The organism is Kitasatospora sp. NPDC056184, from assembly GCF_042268405.1.
Classification (GTDB): domain Bacteria; phylum Actinomycetota; class Actinomycetes; order Streptomycetales; family Streptomycetaceae; genus Kitasatospora.
The window spans coordinates 47,032-66,547 of record NZ_JBHJUI010000009.1 but is presented as its reverse complement, the minus strand read 5'-3'; the positions used below and the strand labels follow the sequence as shown (position 1 = coordinate 66,547).

18 protein-coding genes are annotated in these 19,516 nt (G+C 76.5%); 8 read left to right on the top strand and 10 right to left on the bottom strand.

Annotation, left to right across the window (positions count from 1 at the left end):
- Positions 1–18: 18 nt before the first annotated feature.
- A complete protein-coding gene (locus ACFC0B_RS19300; protein ID WP_376087435.1) occupies positions 19–486 on the bottom strand; it encodes a MarR family winged helix-turn-helix transcriptional regulator in 468 nt (155 codons plus the stop codon).
- Positions 487–655: 169 nt separating this feature from the next.
- On the opposite strand from ACFC0B_RS19300, the gene ACFC0B_RS19295 reads away from it, so the two are divergent.
- Entirely contained in the window at positions 656–1,438 is a 783-nt protein-coding gene (locus ACFC0B_RS19295) for a dioxygenase (RefSeq protein ID WP_376087027.1), read from the top strand.
- A gap of 33 nt (positions 1,439–1,471) precedes the next feature.
- Here the strand turns inward: ACFC0B_RS19295 and ACFC0B_RS19290 are convergent, their stop codons facing one another.
- Positions 1,472–2,131 carry an NAD(P)-dependent oxidoreductase gene (locus ACFC0B_RS19290; RefSeq protein WP_376087026.1) on the bottom strand — a complete coding sequence of 220 codons (660 nt, stop codon included), beginning with the start codon at positions 2,129–2,131 and terminating at the stop codon, positions 1,472–1,474.
- 127 nt (positions 2,132–2,258) lie between these two features.
- Here ACFC0B_RS19290 and ACFC0B_RS19285 point away from each other — a divergent pair, with 127 nt between their 5' ends.
- Positions 2,259–2,849 (top strand): maleylpyruvate isomerase N-terminal domain-containing protein, encoded by a 591-nt coding sequence (locus ACFC0B_RS19285; protein ID WP_376087025.1) that lies wholly within the window; start codon positions 2,259–2,261, stop codon positions 2,847–2,849.
- A 9-nt stretch (positions 2,850–2,858) separates the two neighbouring features.
- On the opposite strand, the gene ACFC0B_RS19280 is transcribed toward ACFC0B_RS19285, so the two are convergent.
- The 3 genes from ACFC0B_RS19280 to ACFC0B_RS19270 are packed head-to-tail and all read right to left on the bottom strand — an operon-like array spanning position 2,859 to position 4,283.
- Entirely contained in the window at positions 2,859–3,251 is a 393-nt protein-coding gene (locus ACFC0B_RS19280) for a VOC family protein (RefSeq protein ID WP_376087024.1), read from the bottom strand.
- Positions 3,252–3,291: 40 nt separating this feature from the next.
- The gene (locus ACFC0B_RS19275; protein ID WP_376087023.1) at positions 3,292–3,828 is read right to left on the bottom strand and encodes a GNAT family N-acetyltransferase; all 537 of its coding nucleotides are present in this window, start codon (positions 3,826–3,828) and stop codon (positions 3,292–3,294) included.
- On the bottom strand, positions 3,825–4,283 hold the full coding sequence (locus ACFC0B_RS19270) for a group II truncated hemoglobin (protein ID WP_376087022.1): 459 nt from the start codon (positions 4,281–4,283) through the stop codon (positions 3,825–3,827). The genes ACFC0B_RS19275 and ACFC0B_RS19270 overlap by 4 nt, the downstream gene beginning before the upstream one ends.
- Positions 4,284–4,454: 171 nt before the next feature.
- On the opposite strand from ACFC0B_RS19270, the gene ACFC0B_RS19265 reads away from it, so the two are divergent.
- The 3 genes from ACFC0B_RS19265 to ACFC0B_RS19255 all read left to right on the top strand — a co-directional run bounded on the left by ACFC0B_RS19265 (position 4,455) and on the right by ACFC0B_RS19255 (position 7,228).
- On the top strand, positions 4,455–5,222 hold the full coding sequence (locus ACFC0B_RS19265) for an SDR family NAD(P)-dependent oxidoreductase (protein WP_376087021.1): 768 nt from the start codon (positions 4,455–4,457) through the stop codon (positions 5,220–5,222).
- Between the two features lie 33 nt (positions 5,223–5,255).
- Positions 5,256–5,618 (top strand): MerR family transcriptional regulator, encoded by a 363-nt coding sequence (locus ACFC0B_RS19260; RefSeq protein ID WP_376087020.1) that lies wholly within the window; start codon positions 5,256–5,258, stop codon positions 5,616–5,618.
- A 77-nt stretch (positions 5,619–5,695) separates the two neighbouring features.
- Positions 5,696–7,228 (top strand): AMP-binding protein, encoded by a 1,533-nt coding sequence (locus ACFC0B_RS19255; protein WP_376087019.1) that lies wholly within the window; start codon positions 5,696–5,698, stop codon positions 7,226–7,228.
- An 18-nt stretch (positions 7,229–7,246) separates the two neighbouring features.
- Here the strand turns inward: ACFC0B_RS19255 and ACFC0B_RS19250 are convergent, their stop codons facing one another.
- A complete protein-coding gene (locus tag ACFC0B_RS19250) occupies positions 7,247–8,038 on the bottom strand; it encodes a LuxR C-terminal-related transcriptional regulator (RefSeq protein ID WP_376087018.1) in 792 nt (263 codons plus the stop codon).
- Between the two features lie 216 nt (positions 8,039–8,254).
- On the opposite strand from ACFC0B_RS19250, the gene ACFC0B_RS19245 reads away from it, so the two are divergent.
- Both ACFC0B_RS19245 and ACFC0B_RS19240 read left to right on the top strand, forming a co-directional pair.
- Complete coding sequence (locus tag ACFC0B_RS19245; RefSeq protein ID WP_376087017.1) at positions 8,255–9,085, top strand: TIGR03084 family metal-binding protein; 831 nt, start codon at positions 8,255–8,257, stop codon at positions 9,083–9,085.
- An 89-nt stretch (positions 9,086–9,174) separates the two neighbouring features.
- Positions 9,175–9,663: a hypothetical protein gene (locus ACFC0B_RS19240; protein WP_376087016.1), complete on the top strand. Its 489-nt coding sequence runs from the start codon at positions 9,175–9,177 to the stop codon at positions 9,661–9,663.
- 99 nt (positions 9,664–9,762) lie between these two features.
- On the opposite strand, the gene ACFC0B_RS19235 is transcribed toward ACFC0B_RS19240, so the two are convergent.
- From ACFC0B_RS19235 to ACFC0B_RS19220, 4 genes are all read right to left on the bottom strand, one after another.
- Positions 9,763–13,017 (bottom strand): error-prone DNA polymerase, encoded by a 3,255-nt coding sequence (locus tag ACFC0B_RS19235; RefSeq protein WP_376087015.1) that lies wholly within the window; start codon positions 13,015–13,017, stop codon positions 9,763–9,765.
- 58 nt (positions 13,018–13,075) lie between these two features.
- On the bottom strand, positions 13,076–15,028 hold the full coding sequence (locus ACFC0B_RS19230; RefSeq protein WP_376087014.1) for a hypothetical protein: 1,953 nt from the start codon (positions 15,026–15,028) through the stop codon (positions 13,076–13,078).
- Position 15,029: 1 nt separating this feature from the next.
- Positions 15,030–15,719 carry a hypothetical protein gene (locus ACFC0B_RS19225; protein WP_376087013.1) on the bottom strand — a complete coding sequence of 230 codons (690 nt, stop codon included), beginning with the start codon at positions 15,717–15,719 and terminating at the stop codon, positions 15,030–15,032.
- A 229-nt stretch (positions 15,720–15,948) separates the two neighbouring features.
- Positions 15,949–17,058, bottom strand: coding sequence for a basic secretory protein-like protein (locus tag ACFC0B_RS19220; protein WP_376087012.1), 1,110 nt, complete (start codon positions 17,056–17,058; stop codon positions 15,949–15,951).
- A 252-nt stretch (positions 17,059–17,310) separates the two neighbouring features.
- Between ACFC0B_RS19220 and ACFC0B_RS19215 the strand changes: the two genes are divergently transcribed.
- The gene (locus ACFC0B_RS19215; protein WP_376087011.1) at positions 17,311–19,398 is read left to right on the top strand and encodes a serine/threonine protein kinase; all 2,088 of its coding nucleotides are present in this window, start codon (positions 17,311–17,313) and stop codon (positions 19,396–19,398) included.
- Positions 19,399–19,516: the final 118 nt, after the last annotated feature.

Genomic DNA, 19,516 nt, shown 5'->3' with positions numbered 1-19,516 from the left:
GGTCGAGGGGTCAGGGATTCAGAGGGCGTCGTCGAGGCGCAGCCGGGCGCTGACCTGGCCGAGGCCGTCGGCGAGCACGGTCAGCTGCTCCCGGGTGAGCACGTCGATCAGCAGTTCGCGGACCAGCGCGACATGGCCGGGGGCCGCCTCGCGCAGCATCTCGTCGCCCTGATCGGTGAGCTCGGCGAAGACGCCGCGCACATCGCTGGGGCAGGAGCGGCGGCTGACCAGGCCCATCTTCTCCAGCTGGGTGACCTGGTAGGTCAGCCCGCTCTTGGAGGTGACCAGCCGGTCGGCCAGCTCGGTCATGCGCAGCGAGCCGGCCGGGGCGGCGGAGAGGTGGACGAGGATCTCGTACTGGGTGTGGGAGAGGCCCGAGTCCTCCTTGAGCTGGCGTTCCAGGCGGCGGTTGAGGAGGTTGCTCGCGGTGACGAAGCTCCGCCAGGCGGCCATCTCCTCCTCGTCGAGCCACTGGGGCTCGCGCAAGGAGGCGGCGGAGGGGGGCGCCGAGGGTGCGGACGAGGTGGAGGGCATGGGGGGATGGTACTCCCATTGTTCAAATTCGAACGAAGGTGTACGGTCTACATAGAGTTAAGTTCAAATTTGAACTACCGGCCCGTACCGACCCGCCGGGGGCCAGAGGAGAAGAGCCGCCATGAGCACCACCGCACCCGGGCGCATGCCCGCCCTCTACCTGTCGCACGGCGCGCCCCCGCTCGCCGACGACCCGCTCTGGCCCGGCGAGCTGGCCGCCTGGTCCGCCGACCTGCCGCGCCCCAAGGCGATCCTGATGGTCTCCGCGCACTGGGAGGAGGCCCCGCTCGCGCTCGGCGCCGTCACCACCGTGCCGCTGGTCTACGACTTCTGGGGCTTCCCCGAGCACTACTACCACGTGCGGTACGCCGCCCCCGGCGCACCGGAGCTCGCCGAGCGCGTGCGCAAGCTGCTGCGCGCCCCCGGGACGCCCGTCCAGGACATCCCCGACCGCGGCCTGGACCACGGCGCGTACGTCCCGCTGGTGGAGATGTTCCCGGAGGCGGACATCCCCGTCCTCCAGGTCTCCATGCCGACCCTGGACCCGCAGCGGCTGCTGGAGATCGGCCGGCGGCTCGCCCCGCTGCGCGACGAGGGCGTGCTGATCGTCGGCAGCGGCTTCTTCACCCACAACCTGCGGGCGCTCAGCCACGACGGCCGCATCACCTCGGTGATGGCCGAGTTCGACGACTGGGGCCGGCGTGCCCTGGAGGCCCAGGACCTCGACGCGCTGCTCGACTTCGAGCGGAAGGCCCCGGCCGGACGGCTCGCCCACCCGCGCACCGAGCACTTCGCGCCGCTGTTCGTCACCCTCGGCGCGGCGGAGGGCGAGCTGGGCCGCCAGCGCACGGTGATCGACGGGTTCTGGATGGGCCTGGCGAAGCGCTCGATCCAGGTCGGCTGACGGCGCGCCGAGGGCGACGGACAGCCGGACCGGTCAGAGCGCGCAGCAGGTGAAGCGCTCGCCGATGTGCTCGGGCTGCTCGATCTCGTCGACCAGCGCCACCGCGTAGTCCGGCACCGAGATCCGGCTCTCCCCCTCGGCGTCGGTGAGCAGCTGCTCCAGCCCGGTCCGGTAGCGGCCGGTGCGCTCCCCCGGCCCGATGCGGGCGGCCGGGCTGAGCACCGTCCAGCGCACGTCCGCGACCGTCCGGTAGTACTCCAGGGCGTCGCCGTGGGCGTGCATGATCTGCAGCACCGCCTCCGGCAGCCCCGGGGCGTCCCAGACCCGGGTGCCGGGCGCGGTCTCCAGGCTGCCCGCGCCGCCGACCGCGACCAGCCGGGGCGCCCGGCCGCCGAGCCGGCGCAGCCCCTCGACCAGCGCCCGCGCCGCCGGTTCGATCAGCGCCAGGTGGCCGGGGCCGTCGCCACCGCCGACCGCGCTCACCAGCGCGTCCCGCCCGTCCGCGAGCCGGGCCACGTCCGCCGGGTCGAGCACGTCACCGGCCTCGACGGACACCTCGCCCCGGTAGCGCGCGGTGTCGAACCGGGACGGGGTGCGGACCACCGCCGTCACCCGGTGGCCGCGCGCGGCGGCCTCCGCGACGACGGCGCTGCCGATGGTGCCGTTGGCGCCGAACACGGCGATGCTCGCCATGGGGGTACCTGCCTGTTCTCCGGGAGCCGGGTGGGGAGGGGGCCGGACGGGAATCCGGAGCCAGCAGTAGCACCCGGGGCGGGTGAGGCCCTGGCGGACACGCGGGGGCGGGTGGGACGGTGGGCCGATGACTGATCGTCCGATGAACGGTGATGACGTCCGGGCCGCGCTCCGCGAGCTGACGGCCGTCCTGGGTCCGGCGGCCGGGGCCGGCGGCGCCCGCTGGGACGCGCCCGCCGGACCGCTGGAGTGGAGCTGCCGGGAGACCGCCGCCCACATCGCCCACGACCTGCTCGCCTACGCCGGCCAGCTCGCCGCCCGGCCCGAGGACCGCTACCTGCCGCTGGACCTGACGGTGCGCCCGGAGGCCGGACCGTCGGAGGTGCTCACCGTCGTCACGGCCTGCGCGCACCTGCTGGCCACCGCCCTGGACGCGGCCCCACCCGAGCTGCGGGCGTACCACCACGGGCCGTGCGACCCGGCCGGCTTCGCGGCGATGGGCGTCACCGAGACCCTGGTGCACACCCACGACATCACCCTGGGGCTCGGCCTGGAGTGGCGGCCCCCGGCGCCGCTCGCCGCGGCCGCGCTGGCCCGGCTCTTCCCCGACGCGCCCGCCGGCGATCCGGCGGACGTGCTGCTCTGGTGCACCGGGCGCGGGGAGCTCGACGGCCGCCCGCGCCGGAGCTCGTGGAGCTGGCGGGCGGCCGTCGGGTAGCGCGCGGGGTCAGGCGGTCGCGGCCTCGGTGGCGCGCCGCTCGGCGGCGCTGCGCTCGACGCAGAACTCGTTGCCCTCGATGTCGAGCAGGGTGGCCCAGCCCTTGCCGTCCGGGGTCCGGTGGTCCCCGGACAGCGTCGCGCCCAGGGCGAGGAGGCGCTCCACCTCCTCGTCCCGGGTGCGGTCCTGCGGCTGGACGTCCAGGTGGACGCGGTTCTTGACGGTCTTGCCCTCGGGCACCCGGATGAAGAGCAGCGAGGCCCCCGCCGATTCGACCACCGCCTCCGGATCGCCGGGGTTGTCGTCCTCGGCCAGGGTGCCGTCCAGCACCTGCGCCCAGAACCGGGCCAGGGTGTAGGGGTCGGAGCAGTCGATCGTCACATGTCGCACAAGAGAAGCCATGGGGGCCACTGTGACCCGGATCGTGCGGGCGGTCCAGTCGTTATCCGGCGGGCCGGCTGTGCCAGTGGCCGTCGAGCGGGTACTGCGGCGGGGCCGCCGGGACGAGGGCCTCGAAGGGGTAGCCGGCCTTCTCGGCGACCCGGCAGGACGCCAGGTTGTCCCCCTCGTGGAAGAGGTCCAGCCGGACCAGCCCGTCGGCGGCGAAAGTCTCCGACGCCCAGGCGGTGAGCGCCGCCAGCGCGCGGGGGGCCACGCCCCGGCCGCGGGCGGCGGCGGCCGTCCAGTAGCCCACCTCGGAGCCGGCGCTGCCCGGGGCGCCGCGCTTGAGCACGACCTGGCCGACCAGCACGCCCTCCTCCAGGACGGCGAAGGAGTAGCGGCTGCCCTCGCGCCGACCCCGGTCCTCGGTCTCCAGCCAGCGGGCGGCCTCGTCCGGGCCGGTCACCCGGTTGCGGACGTAGCGGCGCAGCACCGGGTCGCGGTGGACGTCGATCAGGGCGGGTGCGTCGTCCGCCCGGAAGGGGCGCAGCAGCAGTCCGCCGGCGCTCGGAGCACCGGCGGTGAGCGTGGTGGTCACCGCAGGCCCTCCCAGCCCCAGCGCGGGGTGGGCCCCGGGTCGCCGAGGTCGCTGCCGGCCGGGGAGGCGGAGACGTCCTCGGCGATCCTGGTGCCCCAGTCGAAGTACTCCAGGACGCGGGTCCGCAGCAGCTCGTCCTCGGGCAGTTCCTTGCGCACCGCCTCGGCCATCAGCTCCATCCAGCGCAGCCGCTGCTGCTCGGTGATGGCGAGGCCGAGGTGGGCGCGGAGCAGCGCCTGGTGGCCACCGAGGTCGGTGGTGAAGCGGTCCGGGCCGTCGAACACCTCGGCCAGCCAGACGGCGACGTGCTCGATGTGGGTGGGCGTGAACCGGGCGAAGACCGGCGCGAGCAGCGGATCGGCGAGCACGCCCTCGTAGAAGGTGTCGCTCAGCCGCCGCAGGGCGTCGAGGCCCCCGATCGCGTCGTACAGGCTGCCGGAGCGGTGGTCGGTCATCGGTGTCTCTCCCCCGTGGGCGGATCTCCTGCCGCCCTTCCTAGCAGCGGAGCGCGGACCGCGCCTCCTCCCGGCCCCCTGTTCGCCGCCGGCTCACCAACCGGAGCACGCCGCTCCGCTCCGGGCCGGGCTTGACCTTGCCGTTGGCGGCAGGGTTGGAGGGTTGCGGTCATGAACGAGACAGTGGCGCAGGAGCTCCGGGTGGTGGTGGTCACCGGGGCGGGGACCGGGATCGGGCGGGCGACGGCGTGGGCCTTCGCCGAGCAGGGGGCGGAGGTGCGGGTGGTGGCCGTCGGACGCCGGGCGGAGCCGCTGGCGGGGACGGCGGAGCGGGCGCCGGGACGGATCGTGCCGGTGGTCGCGGACATCACCGCGCCGGACGGGCCCGAGCTGGTCGTCCGGGCGGCGCTGGAGCGGTTCGGGCGGCTGGACGTGCTGGTCAACAACGCGGGCATCGCGCCGCACGCGACCCTCGGCGGCTACACCCCGGAGGGCGTCGGCGCGGTGCTGGCCACCAATCTGACGGCGCCCCTCCTGCTGGCCCAGGCCGCGTTGCCCGCGCTGACGGCGAGCCGGGGCGTGATCGTCAATGTGAGCACCGCCGTCGGGCAGCGCGGCTGGCCGGGCAACTCGGCCTACGCGGCGAGCAAGGCGGCGGTGGACTCGCTGACCCGCAGCTGGGCGGTGGAGCTGGCGCCGCACGGCGTCCGGGTGGTGGCGGTGGCGCCGGGCGCGATCAAGACGCCGATCGCCGACCACGCCGGGATCGGTCCCGAGCGGCGGGCGGCTGTGCGGGCGTGGCAGCTGGCGCACACCCCGCTCGGCCGGATCGGCGAGGCCGCCGAGGTGGCCTGGGCGATCACCCAACTCGCCTCGCCGCAGGCCTCCTTCGTGACCGGAGTAGTCTTGCCGGTGGACGGGGGCGCCGTGGTGGGCTGAGCGCCGCGGGAGGCGGGCAGGGGGGCGGCGCGGGTGCGGATCGGCGAGCTGGCGCGGGCGACGGGGACGACCGCCCGGGCCCTGCGGCACTACGAGCAGGCCGGTCTGATCGGCTCCGGGCGCGCGCCCAACGGGTACCGGGTGTACGACGAGGCGGCGGTGGTGCGGGTGCGCAACATCCGCGCGCTGCTGGAGGCCGGGTTCACCCTGGAGGACGTCCGGCCGTTCCTGGGGTGCCTGGACCACGACACGCTGGGGCCGCCGTCGCCCGGCGCGCTGCGGATCGCCCGGGAGCGGCTGGCGGTGCTGGAGCGCCGGATCGCCGCCCAGACCGAGGCGCGGGACCGGCTGGCCGCCGCGATCTCCGCCGCGCAGACGGTCGCCGCGCGGGCGTAGCACCGGCACGGGCCCGTCCGGGTGACACCCCCGATCGGGGGTGTGCAGCGGACGGCGGGCGGAGGACAGTGGGGCCCATGCAGATTCCACTCTCCGTGATGGACTTCCTCGACCGGGCCGAGCTGGTCTACGGCGACCGGGTCGGCATCGTCGACGAGCCGGTGCAACCGGCCGAACCCTGGACCGATCTGACGTACCGTCGGATCGCCCGGCTGGCGCGGGCGCAGGCGGCCGGGCTGGACCGGCTCGGGGTCGGTCCCGGTGAACGGGTCGCGATCGTGTCGCACAACTCGGCGCGGCTGCTGACCTCGCTGTTCGGCGTGAGCGGGCACGGCCGGGTGCTGGTGCCGGTGAACTTCCGGCTCAAGGCCGAGGAGGTGTCGTACATCGTCGAGCAGAGCGGCGCCTCGGTGCTGCTGGTCGACCCGGAGCTGGCCGAGCCGCTGGCCGGGGTGGTCGCCAAGCACAAGTTCGCGATCGGGGCGGACAGCGACGCGCTGCTGTACGACTTCGGGAACGCGCCGCGCCGGTACGCGATCGACGAGAACGACACCGCGACCATCAACTACACCAGCGGAACCACCGCCCGCCCCAAGGGCGTTCAGCTCACCCACCGCAACGTCTGGCTGAACGCGACGCTGATGGCCCTGCACTTCGGGGCGAGCGACCGGGACGTCTACCTGCACACCCTGCCGATGTTCCACGCCAACGGCTGGGGCCTGCCGTTCTCGCTCACCGGGCTGGGCGCGCAGCACGTGGTGCTGCGGAAGGTGGACGGCGCCGAGATCCTGCGCCGGGTCGAGCGGCACGGGGTGACCTTCCTGTGCGGCGCGCCCGCGGTGGTGCAGATGGTGCTGGACGCGGCGGCCGAGTGGGACGGCCCGGTTCCGGGCCGGGACCGGGTGCGGATGGTGGTGGCCGGCGCGCCGCCGCCGACCTCGGTGGTGCAGCGGATGGAGTCCGAGCTCGGCTGGGAGTTCCTGCAGATCTACGGCCTGACCGAGACCTCGCCGGTGGTGACGGTCAACCGCACCCGCGCCGAATGGGACGAACTGCCCGCCGAGCAGCGGGCGGAGAAGCTGGTGCAGGCGGGCGCCCCGGCGATCGGCAACCAGGTGCGGGTGGACGAGCAGGGCGAGGTGCTGGTCCGCTCCAACGTCGTGCTGGACGGCTACTGGCAGCAGCCGGACGCCACCGCGGAGGCGCTGCGGGACGGCTGGTTCCACACCGGCGACGGCGGCGTGCTGGAGGACGGCTACCTGACCATCTCGGACCGGAAGAAGGACGTCATCATCAGCGGCGGGGAGAACGTCTCCTCGATCGAGGTGGAGGACTGCCTGTACGACCACCCGGCGGTGGCCGAGGTCGCGGTGATCGGCGTCCCGGACGCCAAGTGGGGCGAGACGGTCAAGGCCCTGGTGGTGCCGAAGCCGGGCTCGGAGATCACCGAGGCGGACCTCATCGCGCACTGCAAGCAGCGGCTGGCCGGCTACAAGTCGCCGACCTCGGTGGAGTTCCGGGACGCGCTGCCGCGCACGACCACCGGGAAGCTGCAGAAGTTCCGGCTCCGCGAGCCGTACTGGTCGGGGCGGGAGCGGAAGGTCAACTGACCCGTCCGGTCCGGTGGTTCAGCCGAGCAGGCCGGACTCCCGGGCGGTCACGGCGAGTTCGGTGCGGTTGCGGACGCCGAGCTTGTGCATGGCGCTCTTCAGGTAGCCGGTCACCGTGTTGCAGGTGAGGCCCAGCTGGGCGGCGATCTCCGGGCTGGTCCGGCCGGTCGCCGCCCAGCGGAGCACCTCGTGCTCGCGCCGGGTGAGCGGGGCGGCGGGGGCGCGCGCGGGTCTTCGCACGGCGGTGGCGGCCGGAGCCGCGGCCGGCGGCGCGGCCCCGCGCCAGGCGGCGGCCCCGGCGAGGGCCCGGGTGGCGGCCTCGGCGAGCCGGGCCACGGCGGCGATCCGGACGTCCCCGAACGGGACCACCGCGCGCAGCGAGGCGTACACCACGCCGTGCACGGTGCCGCCGTGCAGCAGCGGCACGGTGAGCATCGCGTAGAGGTCCTCGGCGGTGACGGCGGCGTCGTAGTGGTGCGAGATGGTGGTGTCGGCACGGTAGTCGGGCACCCAGCTGGGCGCCCGTTCGGCCAGCGCCCGGCCGCCGAGGCCGGTGCCGGCCGGCACCGGGAGATCGTGCAGCAGGTCCGCCCGGGTGCCGGCCCAGTGCCGCAGCACCATGCCCTCGCCGCCGGACCCGGCCACCCCCGGCTCGGGCACCCCGACCAGGCCGACGTCGGCGCCGCAGTCGGCGACCACCCGGCGGGCGAGGTCGCCGAGCACGGCGTCCCGGACCAGCTCGGCGGCCCGGGCGGCGAGGTCGTCCGGGGCCTCGGCGCCGCTCTTCGGCGCGGTCGGGGCGGTCGTCATCGCGCGATTGTCACACGCGGTCGCGGCGCTGGGGAGGGGTCGCGAACGGGTTCCGCGGGCGTGTCGCGGGGAGTTGCGCGGAGTTCCGGGTGGCGGCGGGCGCGGCGGCGTAGGGTGCGGGCGCGAGGTTACCGACGGGTCACCACCACGGCCCATGGCGACCCGTCGTGGTTCCCGGTGTTTCCAAGGTTTCCGACCGTAACGAAGGGGATATCCATGGCCGATCCGAACGTTCCCGAGGGCTCGCCCGTGCTGGTGGCGCTGCTGGCCGACCTGCGGGCCGAGAGCGCGGTGCTGGACCGGCTCGTCGCCGGGCTGGAGCCGGGCGGCTGGGCGCTGGAGACACCCGCACCGGGGTGGACGGTGGCGCACCAGATCGCCCACCTGGCGTGGACGGACGACTGGTCGGAGCTGGCCGCCCGCGACCCCGAGGCCTTCGTCGCCGAGTCCGGCCGGGTGTTCGGCGCGCTGTCGGCGGCCGGCGCGGACCCGGTGGAGGACGGCGCGGCGCGCGGGGCGGCCGAGCCGCCGGCCGCGCTGCTGGCCCGCTGGCGGTCCGGCCGGGAGCGGCTCGCCGCCGCCCTGGCGGCGGTGCCGGCCGATGCCCGGCTGCCCTGGCTGGGGCCGCCGATGAAGGCCGCGTCGATGGCCACCGCGCGGCTGATGGAGACCTGGGCGCACGGGCAGGACGTGGCGGACGCGCTCGGCGTCCGCCGGGAGCCGACGGCGCGCCTGCGGCACGTCGCGCACCTGGGGGTGCGGACGATGGGCTTCGCGTTCACGGTGCACGGGCGGCCCGCCCCGCAGGCCCCGGTGCGGGTGGAACTGGCCGCGCCGGACGGCGGATCGTGGACGTGGGGGCCCGCGGACGCGGCGGACCGGGTGGCCGGCCCGGCCCTGGACTTCTGCCTGCTGGTCACGCGGCGCCGGCACCGGGACGACCTCGCGCTGACCGCGACCGGCGAGGTGGCGACGGCCTGGCTGCCGATCGCCCAGGCCTTCGCGGGCCCGCCCGGAGCGGGCCGGGAGGCCGGCTCCTCCCTTTAGCAGATGATTCGTCAAATACGCCCGGTAGCAGCGCAAACCACACGTTTCGGCGATATACAGAGTTCGTCGCCGAATGATGGACTTCGGGCATGACGCGAATGAACTCGATGCGCACCGCCCTCGCGGGGGCGGCCGCGCTGCTCGCCTTCGGCGGCCTCGTCGCCGCCCCCGCCCGGGCCGCGCTCGCGCCGCCGGTCGACCCGGCCGGGGTCTCCGCGCCGGCGCAGGTCCGGGCGGGGACGCCGGCCGCGCACCAGGTGGTCACGTTCTTCGAGGAGTACCGGCGGGCGGTGCTCGGCGAGAGCGGCGAGAGCCCGCGGGCCGTCCGCGAGCGCTACCTCGCCCCGCACCTGGACTTCCGCCTCGACGCCTGGGCCCAGGAGCACGACGCCGATCCGGTGTTCCGGGCCCAGAACGTCCCGGCGGACTGGTCGGCCCAGCAGGTGAAGGAGGAGTACGGCTTCGCCTCGGTCCGGCTCACCGAGCTCTGGGGCGGGGGCGGCAGCCAGGACGTCTGGTACACCGTCCGCCTGGGCGACCTGCGGATCGTCGAGCTGAACGACCAACCGGCCTTCTAGCCGCCGGCACATGCTCCGGCGCGGCGCAGGCACCCCCCACGACTGCGCCGCGCCGGTCGCGCCCCGCCACGCCCCGCCACCTCCCGCCGCCCCGCGCCGTCACAGCCCGATCCGCAGCGGGGTCAGCCGGGTGGCGACCAGGTTGGTGGCGCCCCGGTCCCGTTCGATGTGCCCGTGGACCAGCAGCCCGGCCCGGTCGAGGGCGGTGCGGCGCTGGGACTCCCAGACCGGCCGGCCGCAGATCACGTTGATCAGCCCGGTCTCGTCCTCCAGGCTGAGGAAGAGCACCCCGCCCGCCGTCGGCGGCCGCTGCCGGTGGGTGACCAGACCGCCGACCACCACCGCCGTCCCCGGCGGCACGTCCGGGAGCTCGGCGGCCGAGAGCGCCCCGCCGCGCTCCAGGTGGGCGCGCAGGTGCTGGAGCGGGTGACCGGTCGCGGACGCCCCGGTGGCCCAGAGGTCGGCGATGGTCTCCTCCACCGGGGTCATCGCGGGCAGGTCCGGCGCCTCGGTACCGGGCGTGGTGCCCGGGATGAGGTCCGCCGAGACGCCCGCGAACGCGCCCGCCGCCCAGAGCGCCTGCCGCCGGCCCAGTCCGAAGCAGCCGAACGCGCCCGCCGCGGCCAGCGCCTCCAGGGCCGGTGCGGGCAGGCCGGTGCGGCGGGCGAAGTCCTCCAGGTCCGCGTACGGCTGCCCGGCCGCGATCGCCTCGGCCTGGGCGGCGCCGATGCCGCGCACGGTGTCCAGGCCGAGCCGGATCGCGGGCTGCGGCTTCCCGGCGGTGAGCGGCGGCTCGGGCGTCGGCCCCCGGTACGGCTCCAGGGCGGGCCCGGGGCCGCTGGCGTTGACGTCCACCCCGCGCACCCGCACGCCGTGCCGCCGGGCGTCGGAGATCAGGCTGAGCGGCGCGTAGAAGCCCATCGGCTGGTTGGCCAGCAGGGCGCAGGTGAACGCCGCCGGGTAGTGGTACTTGAGCCAGGCGCTGGCGTACACCAGGTAGGCGAAGCTGATCGCGTGGCTCTCCGGGAAGCCGTAGTGGGAGAAGGCCTCGATCTTGGTGTAGACGTCCTGCGCCACCTCCTCGGGGATGCCGCGCTCGGCCATGCCGCCGAGCAGCCGCTCGCGCAGCCGGGCGACCCGCTCGTGCGAGCGCTTGGCGCCCATCGCCTGGCGCAGCCGGTCCGCCTCGGCCGGGGTGAACCCGGCGCAGTCGATGGCGAGTTGCATCATCTGCTCCTGGAACAGCGGCACCCCGAGGGTCTTGCCGAGCGCGTTCTCCATCAGCGGGTGCGGGCAGCCGGCCGGTTCCACCCCTGCACGGCGGCGCAGGTAGGGGTGGACGGAGCCGCCCTGGATCGGGCCGGGCCGGATCAGCGCGACCTCCACGACCAGGTCGTAGAAGTGGTCCGGCTTGAGCCGGGGCAGGGTGGCCATCTGGGCGCGCGACTCGACCTGGAAGACGCCGACGGTGTCGGCCCGCCGCAGCATCGCGTACACCCCCGGGTCGTCGTCCGGGATGGTCGCCAGGTCGTAGTGCTCGCCGTGGTGCCGGGCGACCAGGTCGCAGGTGTCGTGCAGCGCGGCGAGCATGCCGAGGCCGAGCAGGTCGATCTTGACCAGTCCGGCGCCGGCCACCGACTCCTTGTCCCACTGCAGCACGGAGCGCCCCGGCATCCGCGCCCACTCGGTCGGGCAGATCTCGGCGATCGGCTCCCGGGTGAGCACCATGCCGCCCGAGTGGATGCCCAGGTGGCGCGGCAGGCCGTGGAGCTGCCCGGCGAGCGCGAGCACGTCGGCGGGGATGACGGCGTCCGCGCCGGGCGGCGAGCGGAAGTCGGCCTGCCGGCTGAACGCGTCCACCTGGCCCTGCGGGTAGCCGAGCACCCGGGCGGCGTCGCGCAGGGCCAGCCGGGGCCGGTAGGTGATCACATTGGCGACCTGGGCGGCGTGCTCGCGCCCGTACCGGCGGTAGACGTACTGGATGACCTCCTCGCGGCGGCGGTTCTCGATGTCCAGGTCGATGTCCGGCGGGCCGTCGCGGGCGGTGGAGAGAAAGCGTTCGAAGAGCAGCTTGTAGTACACCGGGTCGACGGCGGTGATCCCGAGCGCGAAGCAGACCGCCGAGTTGGCCGCCGAACCGCGCCCCTGGCACCAGATGGACTCCCGGCGGCAGAAGTCGACGATGTCGTGGACGATCAGGAAGTAGCCGGCCAGGTCGAGTTCCTCGATGACGTCCAGCTCGCGGGCGAGCTGGCGGCGGGCCGGGCCGTTCCCGGGCCCGAACCGGGCCGGGCCGCCCTCGGCGACCAGGGCGCGCAGGTGGCCGATCTCGGTGCGGCCGGGCGGGACGGGGTAGCCGGGCAACTCCGGGTCCAGGGTGGCGAAGTCGAAGGCGCAGGCGCGGGCGAGGTCCGCGGTGGCCTCGCGGACGCCCGGGAAGCGGGCCAGCCGGGCCGCCATCTCGCGGCCGGAGCGCAGATGGGCGGTGCCGGCGGCCTGCGTCCAGCCCGCCGCCTCGGGGAGGGTGCGGCGCTCGTGCAGGGCGGCCAGGCTCTGGGCGAGCCGGCCCTCGGCGGGGCCCGCGTGGTGGGCGTTGGTGGAGGCGACGGTGGTCAGGCGCAGCCGGGCGGCGAGCGCGGCGAGGGCGTCGTTGCGCAGGTCGTCACCGGGGAGCCACTGGTGGACCAGCTCGACGTGGACGTTCTCGCGGCCGAACGCCTCGGCGAGGGTGCGGAGTTGCCGCTCGGCTCCGGTGTCAGGACCGCCCGCGGCGGCGGCCAGGGCGGCGGGCACGCGGCCCAGGCGGCAGCCGGTGAGCACCGCCCAGTGGCCGCCGTGCGCCTCGGCGAGGGCCGCGAAGTCGTAGACCGGGTTCCCCTTGGCCCCGCCCGCGAGCTGGGCCGCGCCGATGACGGCGGAGAGGCGGCGGTAGCCCTCCGGGTCGCGGGCCAGCACGAGCAGGTGCTCGGCCCCGCCCCTCTCCTGACGGAGGGTCAGTTCGGCGCCGAAGACGGTGGCCACACCCGTGCCGCGGGCCGCCTCGGCGAACCGGACCGCGCCGTAGAGGCCGTCGTGGTCGGTGAGCGCGAGGGCCTCGACGTCCAGCCGGGCGGCCTCGGCGACCAGCGCCTCGGGGTCGCTGGCGCCGTCGAGGAAGCTGAAGGCGGAGTGGACGTGCAGTTCGGCCCAGGCCGGTCCGGCGAGCCGCGTCCCGGCGGGCCGCCCGGCGGGCCCGTCCGGCCGGTCGCCGGCGCGCGGGTGCAGCGGGACGACGACGTCGCCGCCCCCGCCGTCGCCGGACAGCCGCCGGTGCAGCTCGCTCCAGGGGAGGGAGGGATGACTGGTGAATCCCATCGGGGGTGGTGCCTTCGGTCTCGCGCTGGTTTCCTACCCCCCTCGAACGGCCCGGCCGTCAGTCGTACCCGGCCTCCACGAACCAGGCACCCCCCTCCACCGTGAGCAGCAGCGCCCGCCCGTCCGCCACCGTCACCTGGAACCGGGCCCGGCGGCGCGCGCGCTCCTGGTCCCACCAGTACTCGACCGCCGGCCAGGGGCCGGTCCAGCCGTCCACCGCCAGGTCCCGCCCGCGCACCGCCACGGTGGCCGGCCGGGCCGACACCCCCGCCCGGCCGTCCACCGTCACCGGCCGCCCGTCCTCGTCCAGCACCGCCGCCGGCACCGGGACCCGGTGCACCACGGCCGGCCAGACGTCCCGCAGCCCGCCGACCCGACCCGGCCAGGGCGCGTCGGCGGGGGCCGCCGGGTCGTAGGGCTCGCCCCACGGCACCCGGACCGCCTGGTCCTCGGGCCCCCGGCCGCCGGCCGGCTCGATCCGGCGCAGCCCGGCGTGGCCGAGCACCGCCTGCACCCGGGCCACCGCGCGCTCCACCCGGTCGTCCGCCACCGCCTGTCCCCAGAGGGCGAGTTGGCGGCCCTGGTCGGGGGTGAGGTCGTCGGGGACGAGGCGCAGCGCGGTGAACCCGCCCGGCTCGGGGGTGTGGGAGCCCCCGGGGTCGCCGCTCCGGTCGAACGTGCCGGTGCTCTGCCAGGCCTGGAGCTGCCAGCGGACGCGCTCGGCGAGCGCCGTCGCCGAGAGCCGGCCCTCGTGCCGCCAGAGCCGCGCGACCGTCCGGCCGTCGGCGCACTCCACCTCGACGGCGACCCGCTGGCAGGTCAGTCCCGCCCCGGCGAGCCGCCGGTGCAGCCGCTCGGCCAGGGTGCGGGCGACGAACACCAGCGGTTCGGCGAGCGGCTCGGGCGGGTCGAAGCGCTGCTCGACGGAGAGGTCAGGACCCTCGGCGCGCGGCACCAGCGGGCGCGGCTGCAGACCGCGGGCCAGCCGGTGCGCCACCGTGCCGGTCGGGCCGAAGCGGTCGGCCACCGACTCGGCGGGCAGCGCGGCGAACGCCCCGACCGTGGGCAGGCCGAGCCGGTCGAGCAGTTCGGCCAGCTCCGCGTCGCCGAGCGCGGCCACCGGGTAGGGCGCGAGGAACTCCGCCGTCCGCCCGGCGGGGACCAGCACCCCCGCGCGGGCGGCGAGCACGGCGGCGAACAGGCCGTCGGCCACGCCGACCTGGCCGAGCGGCGGCGGCGCGGCGGCGGGCGGCGCGGCCCCGGGGGCGGGGGCCGGCGGGTAGGCGGGCGGGCGGGCGAAGCCGCCCCGGGCGCCGTCCCGGGCGGCGGGCGCGGCGGCGAGCAGCTCGTCCACCCCGGCGGTCCGCCGCCGGGGGGCGGGGTGCTCGGCGTCGGCGGGATGCCCGGCGGCGGGATGCCCGGCAGCGGCGGGGTGCAGCGGGACGACCTCGGCCAGGCGGCCGTCACCGTCCCCGGCACCGCCGCCGTTCCCGTCGCCGCCCCCGGCGGTGGCGCGACTCCGGACCGGCTCCGCGTCCGCCGGGTGCGCCTGGGCAGCCGCGACCGCGGCCGACGCCGCCAGGGCGGCCGTGACCGCCCCCTGGACCTTCGCCGCCAGGGCCTCCTCCCCGCCGAAGTAGCGGGCCGGCCCCTTCACCGGGATCGCGCACAGTCCCGGGCGCAGCACCTCCACCCGGGGGGTGAACGCCTCCACGGCCGCGGCCACCGGTTCGAACCGCCGGGCCTCCGCCTCCGGGTCGCGGTCGCGCAGCTCCAGCGCCGGGCAGAGCCTCTGGGCCAGCTTGAGCCGCTGCCCCTGCCGCACCCCGGCCGCCCGGGCCGCCGCCGAGCAGGCCAGCACCCGGCCGCCCTCGACCACCGCCACCGGCGCGTCGGCCTCCCCCGGACGCTCGACGGCCGCCACCGGCCAGTCCGGGCACCACACCACCAGCACCCGGGGGGTGACCGCGCCACCCGCCCCGGCGGACCCGGCAACCTCGCCGCCGGTCATCTCACACCACCGCCATGCGGTCGAGGCCCGCCCCGGCCCCCGACACCGCGTCCTCCCCCACCACGTCCACGTCCGCCGTCCCGGCGCCGACCGCCTCCTCCACGGTCCGCACCGCGCCGTACGCGTCCGGCAGCCAGAGCCGGGCGGTCCGCCCGAGCCCCGCCGAACCGCGCCCCTCGGCCACCACCTCCACCTGCCGTCCGGTGAGCTGCCCGTGCCCGTCGCCCAGCCCGAACCAGCGCCCGGAGCGCACGCCCAGCCGCAGTCCGGCCCCCGGCCACGGCCCGGCCACCAGCAGCACGCAGCCGCTGCGCCGCAGCACGGCGGCCAGCCGGGCGGCCAGGTTCGGCGGGACCGGGCCGTCCGGCCGCAGCATGATCAGTTCGACGGCGCCGGCCAGTACGGACACCACCTCGGCCCAGTGCGGTCCGGGGTCGTCGGCCACCAGCAGCCGCCGCAGGTCGAGCCCGTACCCGGCGGCCGCGGCCAGCCCGAGGTCCGGCAGCCCGACCGCCGCGGCCCAGCCGCCGCCGGTCTCCCGCACCCCGGCGGCCAGCGCCAGCAGCAGCCCGGCGTCCCCGCCCGCCACCGACACCGCCGCGCCCCGCCGCAGCCCGCCCTCCGGCAGCAGCCCGCGCAGCGCGGGCACCACCGGCAGCAGCCCCCGTCCGGGGGCGGCGGTCGACGCCACCGGTCGGAGCGCGGGCTTCCGCTCGACGGTGGATTCGAAAACAGATTCGATAACGGGCACACCCCCAGGATCGAACATCTGTTCGCAAAGATTCAAGTCCGAATCGTCCGTCCCCGGCCCGTCACTCTCCGTGCCCGCCCCTCGGCGGGGGTGCGCCCGGGTGGACCGGGCGGCGCCGAGGGGCGTCGTCCGGCACCCGGGCGGGCTGTGGCGGGGCGGCCGCCGCGCCCTACTTGGGCATCTCGTTCCAGAGCTGGTCGGCGGTCTTGCCGGTCACCTGGACCCAGATCTGGCCGGTGCCGTAGTCCCTCGTGTTCAGCAGGTACGGCAGGTCGGGCCGCCGGTAGGCGTTCGTGACGTAGTCGATCAGCCGGGCGGTGGCGCTGTAGCCGCTGTCGTACCGGTCGTTCGGGGCGAGCGGGTGGACGGTGCCGGGCTGGAAGTTGTAGTAGCGCACCCAGTCCGCCAGCCCCTCCTCCAGCCACCACGGGCGGCCCGGGTGGCCGAAGAACGCCACGTGCGCGGCCTCGTGCAGCAGGAAACCGGTGTCGCCCCGGTTGTTCCGGGCGTAGTTGATGTTGACGTGGATCTCGGGCACGGCACCGGACCGCGCCTCGGCGGGGTAGTTGACGATCTGCGGGTCGAGGACGATCCGGAACCGGGGGGCGGGGGTCCACGCGCCCTTGACGACCAGGCTGGAGATCGTCGGGTAGTAGTTCGCGACGGTCTGCTTCTGCTGCTCCAGCCACGGGCCGAGGTCCGGGGCCTGCGCGTAGTCCAGGTCGATGACCGGGCGGCCGGGGTTCGGCGGAGTGGTGCCGGTGTTCCGGTCGAGGTTCCAGTTCTGCGCCGGGTCGCCCGCGTTGCAGGCGGCCACCTTCGCGTTCAGGTCCGCACCGCGGGTGAGACAGAGGGCCGGGTCCGAGACGTTGCGCAGCAGCCAGCCCCTGCCGTCGCCCAGCGAGGTGTTGTGCAGGCTCCACCGCTGGTTGTCCGCGGCCACGTAGTTCCAGGCGCCGACGGTGTTCCGGCCCGTGTCGCGGTCGATCGCGTTGTTGGTGCCGGGCACCTTGACCGACCAGGTGCCGGCGCCCTCGTCCTTGATCGTCCACAGCTGCTGGGCGGACGCCTCGTTCCAGTCGCGGACCACCACGTCGGACCCGTTGTTCCGGCTGTCCCACTGGAGGGCGCCGCCCGCCTTGCTGGAGACGCGGTACTCGGCGCCGCTGACCGGGAGCGGCAGGTCGGTCGCGCTCGCGGTCCCGGCCCCCAGGACTGTCCCGGACACCGCGGTCGCGGCGACCAGGACCGCGGCGGCGGCCGTACGACGGTCGATCATCTCGGGTTCCCCCCTTCGTGGCCGGCTCCCCGGTGGACCCGGCCCGATGCCATGTCACCGGCCCGCCGCACACAGGGTGTCGACGGTCCGTTCACGGACGCGTTGACGGAACGCCGGAGGTCCGGGGCCGGGGGGTTTCAGTGCCCACGACAAGTCGGCGTTTATGTCCACCCGGCAGGATCTCCCGGTGCGACCGAGGGCCGACCGGGCCCCGGCGGCGGTCGCGACGACGGAACGAGGTCGAGGAGAATCATGCGTGGCACCACGCTCGGTGACCGCTACCGGCTGGAGGAGTGGATCGGCGGCGGCTCGATGGGCGATGTCTGGCTCGCCCGGGACCAGGTGCTCGACCGCCGCGTGGCCGTCAAGGTCCTGAAACCCGCGCTGCTGGACGAACCCGGCTTCGCCGAGCGGTTCCACGACGAGGCCCGGGTGATGGCCCGGGTGCAGCACCCCGGCATCGTCGGCGTGTACGACTTCGGCCCCGGGCGCGCCGCCGACGTCCCCTCCTGGGGCGCGCCGTCCGGCCCCGCCGCCCACCCGGTCGCCTACCTGGTCATGGAGCTGATCGAGGGCGAGCCGCTGAGCACCGTGATGGAACGGCGGGGCCCGCTGACCGCCCCGGAGACCCTCGGCCTGGCGCTGGAGGTCCTGGCGGCGCTCCAGGCCGCGCACGAGGCCGGCATCGTCCACCGGGACATCAAGCCCGCCAACCTGATGATGCGTGACGGCCACGTGGTGGTCACCGACTTCGGCATCGCCCGGCCCGGCTGCGACCCCCGGCTCACCGTGCCCGGGATGGTGCTCGGCACCGCCGCCTACCAGGCGCCCGAGCAGGCCTCCACCGGCACGGTCACCGCCTCGGCGGACCTGTACGCGCTCGGGGTCGTGCTCTACGAGTGCCTGACCGGGCGGCTGCCGTTCGAGGGCGAGACCGCCCTGGAGCTGATCCTCAAGCACCTGACCGACCCCGTGCCGCCGCTGCCGGCCGACGTCCCGGCCCCGGTCCGGGCCCTGGTCGAGCGGGCCCTCGCGAAGGACCCGGCCCTGCGCTGGCCGGACGCCGCCACCATGGCCGGGGCCGTCCTGGCGGCCCTCGCCGGTGAGCCGGCCGGCGGCCCGGCGGGCGGCCCGTCCTGGGCGGCGGTGGTCCGGTCGACCGGTGCGCTCGCCGCGCTCCGGGCCACCGGGTCGGCGGCGCGCCCGGCCGTCGCGGCCCCGGTGGCCGCGGCCGAGCCGGCCGCCCCGCCGAGCCGCGCGGCCAGATGGCGGGCCGCGCTGTTCGGCACCCGGCGGCGGACCCTGCTCGTGGCGGGCGCGGCCGCGCTCTGCTGCGCCGTCACCGCCACCGCGGCCGCCGTCCTGCACCGGGGCGGGGGTCCGGCCGACATCCGGGCGGCCGACGCGGCGAACGCCTCCGACCGCTCGGGCCTTCCGCTGACGGCGCCCGCCGGGCTCCTCCCCGACCCGGGCGCGCCGTCCCCCTCCCCCGGCGCGCCGTCCCCGTCCGGGGCCCCCTCGCCGACCGGGCCGGCCCTCCCGGACGGGCCGCTGCCCGACGCGGGCGGCGTGGGCGGGCCGGGCGGTCCCGCGAACGGGAACGGCGCCGCGCCGAACACCCCCGCGAACGCCCCGGGCGCGCCCGCCCCCGGGTCTCCGGACGCACCCGTCGGCTCCGCCGCCCCGGGCGGCGCGGCGGGCGCCCCCTCGCCGGCGCCCGGGCAGCCGTCGGCACCGGGCGCCCCCGCCTACACGGCCGGACCGCCGCCGGGCACCCCCGCCGCCACCTCCACCCCGCGACGGACCGTGTCCCCGGACCCGAACTACACCTATACGCCCCCGCCGTACACCGCCTCACCGCCGCCGCCCCCGCCGACCTACACCGTCCCGACGAAGCCGCCCGTCACGCCGCCGGCCCAGCCGGGCGGCCCGCTGCCCCCGCTCGCCCGGCTGTCCAACGGCGGGTCCGTGCTGTACGACCAGGCCTCGCTCGACCTCGACGGCAACCCGGTGGTCGTGACCTCCGACGACGGCGGCCCGGGCGGTGTCTGGCAGTTGACCCCGCGCACCGACGGCGGGTACTCCCTCACCAGCTCCGCCAGCCGGTCCGGCCGGGTCCTCGACCTGGAGGGGACCCGCTCGCAGACGCGGCTGTGGTACCCGCCGGTGCCCAGTCCTCCGCATCAGATCTGGTCGTTCACCCCGACGCCCGGGGGCTATCTGGTGACCGTCGCCCGGGACGCGCGGCGCTGCCTGTCCGCCGCCGGGCCCGACGTGCCCGCCACGGTCCGCGCCTGCACGGGCTCCGCCGACCAGGTGTGGACGGTCTCCGCCGCCTGACACCCGGGTCCGGGGGGGGGGGGGCGGGGCGGCGGGGCCGCCGGGCGGGGGGGGCGCGGGGCCGCGGGGGGCCCGGGGGCGGGGGGCGCCCGGGGGGGGCGGGCGGGGGGGGGGGGCA

Coding starts and splice junctions, on each gene's coding strand:
- ACFC0B_RS19295 (WP_376087027.1), top strand. CDS start 656: ATGAGCACCACCGCACCCGGGCGCATGCCCGCCCTCTACCTGTCGCAC.
- ACFC0B_RS19245 (WP_376087017.1), top strand. CDS start 8,255: ATGGCCGATCCGAACGTTCCCGAGGGCTCGCCCGTGCTGGTGGCGCTG.
- ACFC0B_RS19215 (WP_376087011.1), top strand. CDS start 17,311: ATGCGTGGCACCACGCTCGGTGACCGCTACCGGCTGGAGGAGTGGATC.
- ACFC0B_RS19270 (WP_376087022.1), bottom strand. CDS start 4,283: ATGACCGACCACCGCTCCGGCAGCCTGTACGACGCGATCGGGGGCCTC.
- ACFC0B_RS19255 (WP_376087019.1), top strand. CDS start 5,696: ATGCAGATTCCACTCTCCGTGATGGACTTCCTCGACCGGGCCGAGCTG.
- ACFC0B_RS19235 (WP_376087015.1), bottom strand. CDS start 13,017: ATGGGATTCACCAGTCATCCCTCCCTCCCCTGGAGCGAGCTGCACCGG.
- ACFC0B_RS19220 (WP_376087012.1), bottom strand. CDS start 17,058: ATGATCGACCGTCGTACGGCCGCCGCCGCGGTCCTGGTCGCCGCGACC.
- ACFC0B_RS19265 (WP_376087021.1), top strand. CDS start 4,455: ATGAACGAGACAGTGGCGCAGGAGCTCCGGGTGGTGGTGGTCACCGGG.
- ACFC0B_RS19290 (WP_376087026.1), bottom strand. CDS start 2,131: ATGGCGAGCATCGCCGTGTTCGGCGCCAACGGCACCATCGGCAGCGCC.
- ACFC0B_RS19230 (WP_376087014.1), bottom strand. CDS start 15,028: ATGACCGGCGGCGAGGTTGCCGGGTCCGCCGGGGCGGGTGGCGCGGTC.
- ACFC0B_RS19250 (WP_376087018.1), bottom strand. CDS start 8,038: ATGACGACCGCCCCGACCGCGCCGAAGAGCGGCGCCGAGGCCCCGGAC.
- ACFC0B_RS19280 (WP_376087024.1), bottom strand. CDS start 3,251: ATGGCTTCTCTTGTGCGACATGTGACGATCGACTGCTCCGACCCCTAC.
- ACFC0B_RS19240 (WP_376087016.1), top strand. CDS start 9,175: ATGACGCGAATGAACTCGATGCGCACCGCCCTCGCGGGGGCGGCCGCG.
- ACFC0B_RS19285 (WP_376087025.1), top strand. CDS start 2,259: ATGACTGATCGTCCGATGAACGGTGATGACGTCCGGGCCGCGCTCCGC.